Annotated in this window: 10 protein-coding genes; 5 read left to right on the top strand and 5 right to left on the bottom strand. The window is 55.7% G+C overall.

Annotation, left to right across the window (positions count from 1 at the left end; genetic code table 11):
- Window positions 1–33: 33 nt before the first annotated feature.
- Both MKX51_RS05255 and MKX51_RS05250 read left to right on the top strand, forming a co-directional pair.
- Window positions 34–1,002, top strand: a complete 969-nt coding sequence (locus MKX51_RS05255) for a type I phosphomannose isomerase catalytic subunit (RefSeq protein WP_340991459.1) — start codon at window positions 34–36, stop codon at window positions 1,000–1,002.
- Window positions 1,003–1,091: 89 nt separating this feature from the next.
- Window positions 1,092–2,054: an alpha/beta hydrolase gene (locus MKX51_RS05250; protein WP_340991458.1), complete on the top strand. Its 963-nt coding sequence runs from the start codon at window positions 1,092–1,094 to the stop codon at window positions 2,052–2,054.
- Between the two features lie 508 nt (window positions 2,055–2,562).
- Here MKX51_RS05250 and MKX51_RS05245 read toward each other — a convergent pair.
- The 5 genes from MKX51_RS05245 to recQ form a co-directional block, all read right to left on the bottom strand.
- Window positions 2,563–3,414 (bottom strand): hypothetical protein, encoded by an 852-nt coding sequence (locus tag MKX51_RS05245; protein ID WP_340991457.1) that lies wholly within the window; start codon window positions 3,412–3,414, stop codon window positions 2,563–2,565.
- 279 nt (window positions 3,415–3,693) lie between these two features.
- Window positions 3,694–4,308, bottom strand: coding sequence for a nucleotidyltransferase family protein (locus MKX51_RS05240; protein ID WP_340991456.1), 615 nt, complete (start codon window positions 4,306–4,308; stop codon window positions 3,694–3,696).
- Entirely contained in the window at window positions 4,301–4,834 is a 534-nt protein-coding gene (locus MKX51_RS05235; RefSeq protein WP_340991455.1) for a GNAT family N-acetyltransferase, read from the bottom strand. The genes MKX51_RS05240 and MKX51_RS05235 overlap by 8 nt, the downstream gene beginning before the upstream one ends.
- A 156-nt stretch (window positions 4,835–4,990) precedes the next feature.
- Window positions 4,991–6,913, bottom strand: a complete 1,923-nt coding sequence (locus tag MKX51_RS05230; RefSeq protein WP_340991454.1) for a B12-binding domain-containing radical SAM protein — start codon at window positions 6,911–6,913, stop codon at window positions 4,991–4,993.
- 15 nt (window positions 6,914–6,928) lie between these two features.
- Entirely contained in the window at window positions 6,929–8,755 is a 1,827-nt protein-coding gene (gene recQ / locus MKX51_RS05225) for a DNA helicase RecQ (protein WP_076081844.1), read from the bottom strand.
- Window positions 8,756–8,941: 186 nt separating this feature from the next.
- On the opposite strand from recQ, the gene MKX51_RS05220 reads away from it, so the two are divergent.
- From MKX51_RS05220 to MKX51_RS05210, 3 genes are read left to right on the top strand one after another with little or no spacing between them, the layout of a single operon-like run.
- Window positions 8,942–10,552: a spore germination protein gene (locus tag MKX51_RS05220; protein WP_340991453.1), complete on the top strand. Its 1,611-nt coding sequence runs from the start codon at window positions 8,942–8,944 to the stop codon at window positions 10,550–10,552.
- Complete coding sequence (locus MKX51_RS05215) at window positions 10,545–11,642, top strand: GerAB/ArcD/ProY family transporter (RefSeq protein WP_340991451.1); 1,098 nt, start codon at window positions 10,545–10,547, stop codon at window positions 11,640–11,642. The genes MKX51_RS05220 and MKX51_RS05215 overlap by 8 nt, the downstream gene beginning before the upstream one ends.
- Window positions 11,639–12,862, top strand: coding sequence for a Ger(x)C family spore germination protein (locus MKX51_RS05210; RefSeq protein WP_340991449.1), 1,224 nt, complete (start codon window positions 11,639–11,641; stop codon window positions 12,860–12,862). The genes MKX51_RS05215 and MKX51_RS05210 overlap by 4 nt, the downstream gene beginning before the upstream one ends.
- The last annotated feature ends 24 nt before the right edge of the window (window positions 12,863–12,886 follow it).

The raw sequence follows: 12,886 nt of genomic DNA, 5'->3' as shown, positions 1-12,886 counted from the left end.
GATCATTCTATTATCAGGAAGGAAGATGTTGTAATGACGAAACCATATCCTCTGAAATTTCAGCCGGAATTCAAAGAACGTGTCTGGGGAGGCCGGGCGCTGGAGAAATTCGGCCTGGATCTGCCGGAAGGCCACATCGGTGAAGGCTGGATGATTGCCGATCATCCGAACGGCACCTCCTCTGTAGTCAACGGCGAGCTGGCCGGACAAGGCCTGGATGCCATCCGTGAGCAGTTCGGGCACGAGTGGTTCGGCAGCAAGGGCATCACGGAAGAAGGCGGAAGATTCCCGCTGCTGATCAAGCTGCTGGATTGCAACGACAACCTCTCTGTGCAGGTGCACCCTACGGATGATTATGCCGGACTGCCTAAGGGCGAGCTGGGCAAAACCGAAATGTGGTACGTGCTGGACGCCAAGCCAGGAGCCAAAATCATCTACGGCCTGAAGGAAGGCGTCACCCGCGAGATGCTGAAGGCCGCGCTGGAGAACGGAACGGTGATGGACAGCCTGCAGGAAGTGACTGTAGCTGCAGGTGACTCCTTCTATATCCCTGCCGGGACTGTACATGCGTTGTGTGCAGGTGTCGTTGTAGCGGAGATTCAGCAGAACTCTGACACTACATACCGGATTTATGATTACGACCGTCCGGGTCTGGACGGGAAGCCGCGGGAGCTGCATATCGAGGATTCCCTGAATGTTACCGCCTATGAGGGAGCAGGCGCGACTTCGATGAAGACAGATGGTGCTGTGGCCGGAGAATGGCTTAGAATCGCCTCCTCTCCTTATTTTATTGTGGAAAAAGGAATCGTCTCCGGCGAATGGCAGCTCGCCACCACGAGTGACAGCTTCACCATCCTGGTGATCTGCGAGGGCAGCGGCCACCTGATCTGGGACGGCGGCTCCCAGCCTTATGCGGCTGGCGAATGTTATCTGCTCCCTTCCAGCCTGGGCGCTTACAGCATTGAAGGACAATCTACCGTACTGCGCTCTTATCTGCCTTAAGCAGCCGGACTGTATCTCACTTGGATCAGGGTAGCACCAGGTACTCTTTACGCTAGGAATGCTGAATTTCACTTTCAGGAGGACAGGCGATGACTGAGAACACTTTTTCCATGACTGATCCCTTAGATGTCAAAATTCATGTCTATGAATGGCTGCCGGACGCGGGAACGGAGATCCGGGGGATTGTGCAGATTGCTCACGGTATGTGTGAGACGGCTGCGCGGTATGCCCGGTTCGCTTCGGCGCTCACCGCAGCCGGTTATGCCGTGTATGCCAATGACCACCGGGGGCATGGGCTTACCGCCGGCAGAGTCAACCTGCTCGGTGACAGCGGGGAGAACGGCTTCTACTGGATGCGGCGCAATCTCCTTCAGCTTGCAGACCTTGCCTGCTCCCGGCATAAGCATAAGCCTATCTTCCTGTTCGCGCACAGCATGGGCTCATTTCTGGCTCAGAAGCTGATGTGCGAGGAGGGTAATGAGATCTACAGCGGCTTCATCCTCAGCGGCACCAATGGTCCCAGGGGCATGCTGCGGCTGGCGGAGTCCCTCTCCGCAATGCAGTTAAGACTACAGGGAGACCATCACCGCAGCGTGCTGCTGAACGGAATTGTGTTTGGCGCATACAACCGCTCCTTTTCTCCGGTCCGGACGGCTTTTGACTGGCTCAGTAGCGACCCTGAAGAGGTCGATCACTTCATTTCCGACCCCTACTGCGGGGCGATTTGCACTACCCGCTTCTTCCGTGATTTCTTCCATATGCTGCGTGAGCTTCATACCAGGTCTACTCTTCAGCACTTATGCAGCGACAAGCCGATCTATCTGTTCGCGGGCGAGAAGGACCCTGTGGGGATGAACGGTCAAGGGGTGATGCGTCTGGCTGAGTTATACCGGAAGCAGGGGCTTCAGGATGTAGAATGCAAGCTCTATCCGGGAGGTCGGCATGAGATGCTGAACGAGGTCAACCGGGACGAGGTCACGGCCGATGTGCTGGACTGGCTCGCCCGCCACCTGCCTGCCGAATCCATGCGGCTTCAGCCTACGGCGGATTAGCCTATTGATGCAGACGCACGTACTGGTCTGGTGCTGACGTTGGTCTGATGCTTACGGTGGTGTAGCACAGTGCAGACCTATGTCGCCACTGCGCTGTGATCCGCAGGTACGTTACAAAAAGAGAGGCACTCCGCCCGGACGGAGTGCCTCTCTTTCGATTATTTTGCCGTAACAGTAAGTTAAAATTCTCCTCTTAGCTGCAACGTAAGGTATGCCGCTGATCCGGCAGCAGCAATTGTTGTAATTTTTGCAGGATCTCCACCCTATCGGCACCGTCTCAGTAACAATTGTTGCACTTTAGGCATTATTTTTAACAAATTAACACTCTTTGGAGCACCAGTTGTTGCACTTTGTACAGGATTTCGCCATATTGACGCTCCAGAAGCAGCGAATGTTGTAATTTATGCAGGATTTCCAGGCTTCTTCTTAGGCCCCACTTTCCGCGCCAACATCCTAATGATCATATCAGGTATTCCGCAGCTATTAACAGTAACTCTACAAAGACGCGTTATTCACGCTCTAAATATCCTGCCAGTCTCCCCGCTAAATCTTGCTTATACGCCGGAAGATCATACGAAGAATTATTGACTTTGATCTTGTGCATGTTTATGCGGTTATATATGATTTTCTCCAATTTCAGTCTGGCCTCAAGCACCCTCAGAGTTCCGTCTAAGCCCTGGTGCCCCTGTTTAAAGCCATACCCCTGTTTGGTGTAATATTCAATGAACCCCTCTGACCACTCCAGGGGTCTGTCGCGGACAGCTTTGCGGAAAGAACGCTCCAGATCGTCCTGATCAATATACATCAGCAGCGGATTCAATCTGGCCGTAATGGCCTCCAGCTCCAACGTGTAGCTTACAATGTCTTCCTCAGCTGCACCATGCTTGATCATCCCCACAGTTACCGGGTTCTGGATAAAGCAGCAATCAAACACATACGTGTCCGCCCCCTGCAAGGCCTTCTCCGCGAACTGTCTCCATCTTGCTGTAATCAGCTCCCTGTTCTGCGCGAGCGGCAATTCATACACATCGTTCCGGGTAAGCAAATCCAGCGCTTCCTTTGGAATAAGGGGCCCGTGTTCATCTATGATTTTGCGGTATTCCACCAGGTAATGGCTGTCATGAACAGTAGTCCGCGGACTTAATATATGCCTTGAATCGGCCCACATCCCCAGCAGCTCATCGTACTCTGCTTCCGCAAGACAAGCGACGCCGTCATAATCCGCCGGATGATTCAGATTCCCCTCCAGGAATAGCTGAGCTCTAATGCCCGTCTCCGTAAGAATGTCATAAACCAGCTGTGCCGTAGTGGATTTTCCGAAGCCGGGTAAGCCCTCGATTAAAATCAGTTTTGGATACATATAGTAGTTCCCCCATTCATGATTTAGGAGGATAAGCAGGCAAGGAGCCATAGAGATGCGGTGTCCCGGCAACAAAAAAGGATACCCTAAGGTATCCGCAGAAGCCGGTCTATGAACCAAGCTTACCCTGCATACCCTGTAAGATTAAAGAAAGACATGCCGAATAGCATAGTGTTCTGCACTATTGCTGGCATTCTTCCGGTTAATTAATCCTTACAGAGTAATCCACATGATAAGGTGTAGGCTCCTTTATTTGCATCTTATGACTGATCGTAACACTTAGGATGTGTAAATACAATTAGGTGTTGTGAAAGACCAAGGGACCACCGTAAGCTCCGGCCATTTACGCTTCCATTTCTGCGTTTTGGTACGGTATACCTCTTCGGTAATCAGCGCTTTGTTGGGCCGCAGAACCAGTTGAAACAAATCCTCCAGACCAAATGGAGCATAAATCTTCCATTCACCGTTCAGCTCAAGCCTTGCTCCCAGCGAGGTTACTGTAGTCGGCCAGCTGTCGATTGCAGCTTCCAGGGAGAGGTAGGGGCTGATCTCCACACCGAACTTTTGGGGGTACCACAGATGAACTCTGGCCTGATTCTTGAGGTCGACCGGAAGGGCAATACCATCAAAAAGCTCCCTGCCCTTGGCAACCACCTCATCCTCAGCAGCATAGCTCAGATCCGACGCATCGTAGTAAATAATATCGATGTCACTGATTCCATACCCTGGCGTCCGCCCGGTCAGCTCGTTCCACACCGTCTGGACTAGACAACCGGCACCTATGTAATAAGGAATCAGGGAAAGACCTTGAGCACGCCTGAAAATATCCATCAGCAACGTACTGCGGGAGAAGACCTCTGTCAAACGCTTCTGTAATACATCCCCATTATCCATGGACTGATGAACCCGCAGATCTGGAAGACAGCTCATACTGCAAAATCAGCTGCAGTCCCTTGCTTCCGCTCCGCCGCAGGCCGTGATCCTGAAATCCGGTGCGGAGATATAGCTGACTGGCGGCGGTATTGCGTTCATTCACAGCAAGCACAATCTGCCGGGCTTCAGGGTAGTGGCGGCGGACAAAATCCGGCAGCTGCAACATCGCTGCTATAGCGAACCCACGGCCCTGGCTGGCGTAGTCCATCAGGAAAGCGCGCAGCAGAACTGCATCGCCATAGTCTGGAAAGAAATCGGATATGCCTTCACCGGTATGGAGGATGAAGAAGCCCACCGCCCTTTCTCCATGAGCAATAACCACTCCCTCCTTACCGGCATCCTCCTTGATATCCTGAAGCGTCTCCTCCGGCATTCCGGTGAACTGCAACTGCTCCGCCGGAAGCTGAAAGCCAAGTAACTGGTCCCTGAATTGTTCCACATGCTGGTCTGCGTACCTCAACAATGATATGTGCTGATTCAGACTCATCTGTATCCCCCATTAGGTAACTGACTCGGAAGTCCTTATTTCCCGCAAAAGTTCAGATTGTGCAGGTTAGATCCGTAATGCGGCCGCTTATTGTGTTCAGTTTTTGGCATACATTCCGCATAGGCCTGTGTCCGGTGAGAATAGGTTTACTCGTCTCTATAAAGACAAAGCGTAATACTGCGCCCGCTGGCTCTCATCCTGCTGATACAGGACGACCAGCAGCGTTCGGCCGTCCCTTGCACCAGGGTGCGGATTGTTATGGAGCTCCCCAGCCCCAGCCTCGGCTACAGCCACCGCAAGCTCCGCCGGTTCTCCTTCGGCTACCGTTCCACGAAGCTCCCGGCCGTCCCCGGCATCGGCACCAGCCTCAGGCTGTGCCCCCGCCTCAGCGCCAAGCTCCCCGTCATAGCGCAGCCCACTGATCGACTCCAGCACCGGCGCAAGCCGGAACGGCAGCTCGTCGAGCACGATGAACTTCTGGAGCTCCCGCTCGCTAAGTCCGGCCTCCGCCAGCTTGGCCGAGATCCGCTCCGGCTGACTGGCGATCTGCTTCAGATGCTTCGCCCACTCTGCTTTATCAAGGACGTCATCCCACCAGATTTTGCGGGGCTTGTACTTGTGGGCGAGGAAATAGTCCAGCTTCATCAGGCCGGTGACAATGTCCATGGAGGCCGTGCCCCGGTCCGTCAGGAAGTCATGCAGCCGGGTGAACAGATCCTCCAGCTGATGCCCGATCTTCTGCCAGCCCCGCGCTTCCCAGTAGTCGCCGAACTCCTGGAAGAAGTCGAACGGGGACGGGAACACATGGCGGATCAGATACTTGACCGAATGAACCAGCCGCTGGCTGTTCCAGTACTTCTCCAGCACATCCTCCAGCCGCTTGAGCCGGATGATATCGGCGAACGGCATGACATGGCTGCTGAGAATCTCGTACGGCGCATGCTCCATGTACGTGTAGTCATATTTGGCTGCCTGGGCGCGCAGCCCGGTGCCGCGCAGCATTTTGAGGAACCCTAATTGCAGCTCCTCCGGCTCCATGGCGAAGACGTCATTGAAGGTCTTGCGGAAGGTCGCGTAATCCTCCATCGGCAGTCCGGCGATCAGATCGAGATGCTGGTCGATATTGCCGCTGGCCTTGATCTTCATCACGGTGCGGGACAGCTTGGTGAAGTTCTGGCGGCGCTTGACCAGCTCATTCGTCTCATCATTCGTCGACTGGACGCCGATCTCGAAGCGGAAGACGCCCGGAGGGGCGTTCTGCGCCAGGAAATCCAGCACCTCGGGACGCATAATATCGGCGGTAATCTCGAACTGGAACACGCAGCCCTGATGATTGTCGATCAGGAACTGGAACATCTCCATCGCATAATTGCGGTTGATATTGAACGTGCGGTCCAGGAACTTGATCACCTTGGCTCCGCCCTCAATCAGATAGAGCAGATCAGACTTCACCCGTTCAATATCATAATAACGCACGCCCACCTCAATGCTGGACAGGCAGAATTGGCAGTTGAAGGGACAGCCCCGGCTCGTCTCAAAATACACAATCCGCTTGCTCAGCTCCGGCAGATCCTCCGCGAAGCGGTGCGGGGTCGGCAGGGTGTTAAGATCGCTTTTGGGACGGGGAGGGTTAACGATCAGCTCTTCGCCCTTGCGGTAAGCCGCACCGTATACGAAATGGTACTTGTGTTCATCCCGGATCTCCTGCAGCAGATGGTGAAAGGTCTCTTCCCCGTCACCGTTCACGACAAAGTCCACTCCGGCCTCCCGCTTCATCCAGTAGAGCGGCTCATAAGATACCTCCGGCCCGCCCAGCACAATCTTGACCTCCGGCATGACCTGCTTGAGAATGCCGACCAGCTTGATGGTCTCCTCGATGTTCCAGATGTAACAGGAGAAGCCAATCACATCCGGCTGCTTCTGAAAAAGGTCAGACACGATGTTCATCGCAGGGTCTTTGATGGTATATTCCGCCAAAAGGATATCCTTGAACTCATGCTCGCTATACGCCTTCAGCAGCCGGATCGCAAGCGACGTGTGAATATATTTGGCATTTAATGTGGCCAGGATGATTCTCATGCCTTATAACCTTCTTTACATGTCATTTTGAAAAAACTCCAGGAAGGCCTTGCCGTACTTCCGGTACTTCACTTCCCCGACACCCTTCACCCTCAGCATCTCGCTTTCCGTCTGCGGACAGACCACGCTCATCTCGCGCAGCGTTGCATCATTGAAAATGATGTATGACGGCACATGCTCGCGCCCCGCCAGCTCGCGGCGGATCAGGCGCAGCTGCTCGAACACCGTCTCGTTGACCGCAGACGGCGAAGTGTCGCGCGAACGGCTGCGGTCCCGCGTGCCGGAGGTGACCAGCGTGCGGGCCACGCGCTGATGCACCTGGCGCTGGCCGCGCAGCACCTCGGCTGCCAGCGGCTGCAGCCGGACCACCGGATACTGGCCTTCGGACAAGGCCAGATATCCTTCCGAGATCAGCATATTGATGATCTCGGTAATCTCCTTCTCGCTGCGGCTGGACATAGCGCCGTGGGTCGGCAGCTTCTCGAAGCCGTATTGCAGCACCTTCTGGTTACGCGAGCCTTTCAGCACGGATGAGACCAGCGCCACGCCGTAACGCTCACGCATCCGGTGGATGCAGGAGAAGATCTTCTGCGCTTCAACCGTGATATCGACCAGCTCACGCTCGTCGGTACAGGAGCTGCAAATCCCGCAGTGATCATCGTCATGGCTCTCGCCGAAATAGTCGAGCTGCGCACTGCGCAGGCAGCGGGTAGTGTAGCAGTATTCAATCATCTGCTGGAGCTTGCGGTATTCGTTGGCTTTGCGTTCCGGGTCCTGCGGGTTCTGCTCAATCAGGAATTTCTGGGTCATGATATCCTGCGCACTGAACAGCAGGATACAATCGCTCGGCTCCCCGTCACGCCCGGCACGGCCCGCCTCTTGAACATAGGCCTCCATGTTCTTCGGCATATTGTAATGGATGACATAACGCACGTTAGACTTGTCGATCCCCATCCCGAAGGCATTAGTGGCGACCATGACACGGATATCGTCATAGAGGAAGCCTTCCTGGCTGTCCGCCCGCTCCTGATCGTTCATTCCGGCATGATAGCGCCCGGCGGTGATGCCTGCGGCCTGGAGGCGCTGATAGAGATCATCCACCTCCTTGCGGGTGGCGGCATACACGATACCCGGCTGATGGGCATGCTGAGCCGCGTAATCCAGCACGAACTCGCGCTTGTTCTCTCCGCGCAGCACGGACATCGCCAGGTTGTCGCGGCCAAGTCCGGTCATGAAGACGCCCGGCTCGCGCAGGCGCAGCAGCCGGACCATATCCTCCATGACCTCCGGGGTAGCCGTAGCGGTGAAGGCCGCCAGAATCGGACGCTGCGGCAGCTGCTCCACGAACGGGGACACTGCCAGATAACTGGTGCGGAAGTCATGGCCCCACTGCGAGACGCAGTGTGCCTCATCGACAGCCACGCAAGAGATATTCAGTCCGGCCATCTCCAGGCGGAACCAGTCCAGCTCCAGACGCTCGGGAGCTACATAGAGCAGCTTCAAATCGCCGCGGCGGGCCGCGCGGATGCGCTCATTCACTTCCTTGCCGCTCAGGGTGCTGTTGATATAAGCAGCGGGAATCCCTGCGGTCGTCAGAGCATCCACCTGGTCCTTCATCAGGGAGATCAGCGGTGAGACGACCAGGGTAAGCCCCGGCTGCAGCAGCGCCGGAACCTGATAGCAGATGGATTTGCCGCCTCCGGTAGGCAGAATGCCCAGCGTATCGCGGCCTTCCAGCAGATTGTTCACAATTTTTTTCTGGCCGTCCCGGAAATCGGGATAACCGTAATATTTTTGCAGCTCGGCCTGGGCCTGCTCCATTAATGATCCTTGCATCTCCATATCTCTTCATACTCCTTAAGGCTTTCTACCTTTTAGTTTACCGGGCAACCGGCTGCCAAGCAACCGCCTGAAGCAGATATCATAGCACTCCTTCCGGGCCTTACACATAGAAATTACATAAAAACCTTACGATCAAGCAACACTTTAGATAGATTCATCCATCTGCCCATGAAGGAGATCGCCCGTTTGCAAGATTGGAAAGATAAATATGCCTCCTACATAGATAAGCAACAGTCTTCTCCTCCAGAGCCGAAGCCGGCCAGCGGCAGCAGGCTGACAGGAGAGCTGAAGACCGATCTGCCGGAGCTTCAGGCCAGGCTCGGGGAGAACGGCGACCTGGTCGTGCGCGACTTCCTGCTCTTCGGGGCTTATCCTGCCGTAATGCTCTTCTTCTCCTCACTCGTGAATATGGAGCAGGTGCGTGAGCATGTATTGAAACCGTTAATGGCCCCGCCTTCAGGCCAGCCCGAAATCCTGGAGAATGCGGGCGGAATGATTCATTACATCTGGAGTACTGCCGTCCAGGTCACTCAAGGCACCACAACTGCCGATCTGTCCGCTCTCCCTCAAGCGGCTGTGAAGGGTGACCTGATTCTGCTGATCGACGGGATTCCCGAGGCGCTACGCATGGAGATGCGCCAGATTGAGATGCGTGGGGTCGAGCAGCCGCAGACGGAGCAGGTTATCCGCGGGCCGCGTGAAGGCTATGTGGAGAAGCTGGAGAACAACCTCTCCCTGCTGCGCTACCGGCTGCAGAGCACGGACTTCCGGATTGAAATTAGCCCGCTCGGTGCACGTACTCAGTCGAGGGTGGCTCTATGTTACATTGACAGCGTCACTGACAGCAGTCTGGTCGCTGAAGTCATGCGCAGAATCTCGCTGATTCATACGGACGGCATCCTTGATGCGGGATACATCGAGCAGTTCATCGAAGACCAGCCGCTGTCACCCTTCCCTCAGGTTCAGAGCACTGAGCGGCCGGACAAAACTGTGGCCGCCCTTCTGGAAGGACGGGTCGCCATTCTTGTGGATGGCTCCCCGTTTGCCCTGATTGTTCCCGCCCTCTTCAACCAGTTCTTCCAGACGGTGGATGACTATACGGAACGCTTCATTATGGGCAGCCTAATCCGGATCATCCGGCTGATTGCTTTGGCCTGCTCGCTGTTTTTCCCGGCGTTATATGTGTCTGTCATCTCGTACAACCCCGAGCTGCTGCCTACAGATTTCGCTGTGGCAATCTCGGGCGGCCGGGCGGGTGTGCCGTTTCCGGCTGTGCTGGAGGTGCTGATCATGGAGGTATCTATGGAGGTGCTGCGGGAAGCGACGATCCGGCTGCCGCAGATGATCGGCGGGGCATTATCTATTGTAGGCGTCCTCGTCATCGGACAGGCGGCAGTGGGCGCGGGACTTGCCAGCCCGATCACTGTTGTCATTGTGGCTCTGACGACCATCGGCTCGTTCGCCACTCCGGCCTATAATGCGGCAATCGCCCTGCGGATGCTGCGGTTTCCGCTGATCCTTCTGGCGGGCATGTTCGGCCTCTACGGCGTGATGACAGGTACGATTCTGATTCTGAACCATCTGCTCTACCTGGAGTCCTTCGGAGTTCCCTATATGTCCCCCTACATTCCCGGCAAGTGGCGTGATCTGAAGGATACGCTGGTGCGGGTGCCGCTCTGGTGGATGCGCCGCCGCCCCAGCTTCCTGCATGCCCGGGATACGGACAGACTGCCCCGCAGCGTGCCAGCCGCAGAGATTGATCAGATTCTCAGGCAGGGAGATGAGACCGATGAATAATCCGCGCCAGATTACGAGTCTGCGCGCAGCAGCCGTGATCAGCAGCACCATTATCGGAGTGGGCATCCTCAGCTTCCCGCGCTATATGACCGAAGCAGGCAACAGCAGCGCTCCGCTTGTTGCATTCTGCGGCGTACTTTTCTCCTTCATCAGCTACTGGCTGCTGGCCTCCCTGTGCCAGCGGTTTCCGCAGGAGACCCTGTTTGTGTTCAGCCGCCGCCTGATCGGACGCCCGCTTGCTGCTATTTTCACTGTGGTGATTATGCTGCTGTTCATTGTACTCACCGGCCTCACTGTACGCCAGTTCGGGGATGTCGCCACAACCGTGCTGTACAAAAAAACACCGATCGAAGCAACCATCTTCCTGATGCTGCTCATCAGTCTGCTGTCCTCCAGGCGCAACGTTGTGAAGTTCTCCTATATCCACTTCTTCTATCTGCCGCTGATTGTCGGCTCTATTCTGGTTACCATTCTGCTCTCGCTCAAAAATGTGGAGATGCTCAATCTGCAGCCTGTCCTGATGGCTCCCGGCCTCCAGTTCTGGAAAGGGACGCGGGAGGCCACCTATCTGTTCCAAAGCTCCTTCGTCATCGTGCTGCTGATTCCATTCATGGAGAAGCCTGGGCATGCCGTCCGTGCGGGGGCCTGGGCCATCTTCCTGTCGGGTGCAATCTACGTGCTGATCGTCATTGCCTCTGTAGGGATATTCGGTGCCGAGGAGACCAAGCTGCTGATCTACCCTACTCTGGAGATGGCCCGTTCGGCGGCCTTTGGCGAAGGATTCCTGGAGCGGCTGGATGCTATCTTCATTATTATCTGGGTCATCTCTGTCTACACGACGATTTACACTACTTATTACATCTCTGCCTATCTGCTGCACAAGCTGCTGCGATTCCGCGACCAGCGGATGGCCTCCACGGTCCTGCTGCCGGTGATGTTCATCCTGGCCATGCTGCCCTCCAATGTGTTCGAATCTTACCAGTGGGCCCTTCACCTCGGCAATGCCGGCATGATGCTGATGTTCGGCTATCCTCTGCTGTTATGGACGGTCTATCTGCTCAGACGCCACAAGAAGAAGGTGACCTCATGAAAATACAGCTTCCGCGCACGCTCGCCCTGCTCCTGCTGCTCACTATAGCTGCCCCGCTGCTCAGCGGATGCTGGGATCAGGTGGAGATTGAGGACCGCGCGCTGGTTCTCGGCCTATCCATTGACAAGATCCCTGCAGACGATACGCAAAATGAAGACCGGGTGACTCACATCCATGATAACTCTCTGCCTACGGAGATGATCAGTGTCACCGCTCAGATTGCCGTTCCGGGCAGAGTCCCGCTGGGCCCTGGCACCGGCGGCAGCGCAGGGGAAGGCAAGACCAGTCCTGTCTGGGTAGTCAGCGTGCGCGGCATCTCGCTCGATGACGCCATGAATAATCTGCAGCAGCAGATTGCCGACCCGCGTTATCTGGTTCACCTGCGGATCATCATCATCAGCGAGGAGATTGCCCGGGGCAGCCTTGCCGAGCTGAATGATTATCTGCGGCGCAACCCGGAAATCCGGCGCAGAACCTGGCTGCTCGTCTCCGAGGGCCGTGCTTCGGCATTTATGGATGTGAATCCGCCGCTGCAGCGCGTGCCTACGCTCTATATTTTGTCCATGATGGAGAAATCGGTCTCTTCCGGCAAGTTCCCCCGCGACTATATCGGCACCTTCTGGTCAGCGGACTCCAAGTGGGGACAAAGCGCCTATCTGCCTTATGTCGCACTGCGCAACAGGGACAATATTCTGATCAAAGGGCTGGCTTATTTCAGCGGCGGCAAGATGGCGGGCAAGACTGCCCCTATAGAAATCGGCGGGTTCATGGCGATGCAAGGGATGGACCCCGGCGGCTATTCCACTCTGCTCCCTACGCAGGAGCTCGGGATTGTCATGACCAAGATCAATGAACGATTCACCCGGACCCGGAGCTATATCAAGGACGGCAAGCCCTGTTTGTCCTATGAGATCTTCCTGGAGGGGGATTTGGACGAGCATTACAGCAGCGATGTTCCCGTCAATTCCCCACAGAAGCTGCATGAGATCGAGCGGGAGTTCGAGCAGCAGATTCAGACGGTGCTGACCGGACTGGTGAAGCAGACCCAGCAGGACCACTCTGATATTTTTGGCATGGGCGAACAGATCCGAAGCCATCATCCCGCCTACTGGAGGGAGCATATCCGCGGCAAAAACGACTGGGAGAGCCTGTACAGCAGTGTTGGTGTAGATATCAGACTGACCCTGCATATCCGCAGAGTGGGCCTCAAGCATGATTAAGTACCAGCCTGTGCAGGTAACCGC

Origin of the sequence: Paenibacillus sp. FSL M7-0420 (genome assembly GCF_038002345.1) — a bacterium.
GTDB lineage: Bacteria > Bacillota > Bacilli > Paenibacillales > Paenibacillaceae > Paenibacillus_AQ.
Note: the sequence above shows the minus strand (reverse complement) of the source record. Positions and strands in the feature narration are given on the sequence as shown.

What these genes read in the sequence shown, in the direction of transcription:
- MKX51_RS05210 (WP_340991449.1), top strand. Translation starts at nt 11,639, where the DNA reads ATGAAAATACAGCTTCCGCGCACGCTCGCCCTGCTCCTGCTGCTCACT.
- MKX51_RS05230 (WP_340991454.1), bottom strand. Translation starts at nt 6,913, where the DNA reads ATGAGAATCATCCTGGCCACATTAAATGCCAAATATATTCACACGTCG.
- MKX51_RS05240 (WP_340991456.1), bottom strand. Translation starts at nt 4,308, where the DNA reads ATGGATAATGGGGATGTATTACAGAAGCGTTTGACAGAGGTCTTCTCC.
- MKX51_RS05250 (WP_340991458.1), top strand. Translation starts at nt 1,092, where the DNA reads ATGACTGAGAACACTTTTTCCATGACTGATCCCTTAGATGTCAAAATT.
- MKX51_RS05235 (WP_340991455.1), bottom strand. Translation starts at nt 4,834, where the DNA reads ATGAGTCTGAATCAGCACATATCATTGTTGAGGTACGCAGACCAGCAT.
- MKX51_RS05245 (WP_340991457.1), bottom strand. Translation starts at nt 3,414, where the DNA reads ATGTATCCAAAACTGATTTTAATCGAGGGCTTACCCGGCTTCGGAAAA.
- recQ (WP_076081844.1), bottom strand. Translation starts at nt 8,755, where the DNA reads ATGGAGATGCAAGGATCATTAATGGAGCAGGCCCAGGCCGAGCTGCAA.
- MKX51_RS05255 (WP_340991459.1), top strand. Translation starts at nt 34, where the DNA reads ATGACGAAACCATATCCTCTGAAATTTCAGCCGGAATTCAAAGAACGT.
- MKX51_RS05215 (WP_340991451.1), top strand. Translation starts at nt 10,545, where the DNA reads ATGAATAATCCGCGCCAGATTACGAGTCTGCGCGCAGCAGCCGTGATC.